At 59.5% G+C, this 847-nt stretch carries 1 protein-coding gene; it reads left to right on the forward strand.

Translation table 11 applies throughout. The features are described from left to right. The first annotated feature begins 66 nt into the window (after positions 1-66). A protein-coding gene (locus G9408_RS00005) for an IS5 family transposase (protein WP_168452161.1) occupies positions 67-827 on the forward strand; the annotation gives its coding sequence in 2 pieces (ribosomal slippage) (positions 67-391 and positions 391-827; 762 coding nt in all). Positions 828-847 lie beyond the last annotated feature (20 nt).

Genomic DNA, 847 nt, shown 5'->3' on the forward strand with positions numbered 1-847 from the left:
CTAGGGTCAGGACCCATTGATTTGCGGTGATGGCTGTGATTCAGGCGACTGCGAAGGAGCTTGAATTTGAGCGATTTATTCTGGCTGACGGACGAGCAGATGGCGCGTCTTCAGCCCTATTTTCCGAAGAGCCATGGCCGCAAGCGTGTCGATGACCGGCGGGTTTTGAGCGGCATCATCTTCGTCAACCGCAATGGGCTGAGGTGGCGCGATGCGCCGAGGGAGTATGGCCCTGCAAAAACGCTCTATAATCGCTGGAAACGGTGGAGCGACAAGGGCATCTTTATCCGCATGATGGAAGGCCTGGCGACGCCGCAGGCACCTGATCACAAGACGATCATGATCGACGCGACCTATCTCAAAGCGCACCGCACGGCGTCGAGCCTTGGGGTAAAAAAGGGGGTCCGGGACGTCTGATCGGCCGCACGAAGGGCGGCATGAACACCAAGCTGCATGCCGTGAGCGATGCGAATGGTCGCCCGATCAGCTTCTTCATGACCGCCGGGCAGGTCAGCGATTATACGGGCGCGGCCGCCTTGCTCGACAGCCTGCCCAAAGCGCAATGGATGCTCGCCGACCGGGGCTATGATGCCGACTGGTTCCGTGACGCCTTGCAGGAAAAGGGAATCACGCCCTGCATCCCGGGCCGGAAAATCCGGAACAAGACCGTCAAATATGACAAGCGCCGCTACAAACGCCGTAACCGCATCGAGATCATGTTCGGCCGCCTGAAGGACTGGAGACGCGTCGCGACGCGCTACGATCGGTGCCCGAAGGCCTTCTTATCTGCCGTGGCTCTCGCCGCAACCGTCATCTTCTGGCTCTGATCAATGAGTCCTGACCCTAG

It is taken from the genome of Sphingopyxis microcysteis, assembly GCF_012274265.1.
In the GTDB taxonomy this organism is placed as follows: Bacteria; Pseudomonadota; Alphaproteobacteria; order Sphingomonadales; family Sphingomonadaceae; genus Sphingopyxis; species Sphingopyxis microcysteis.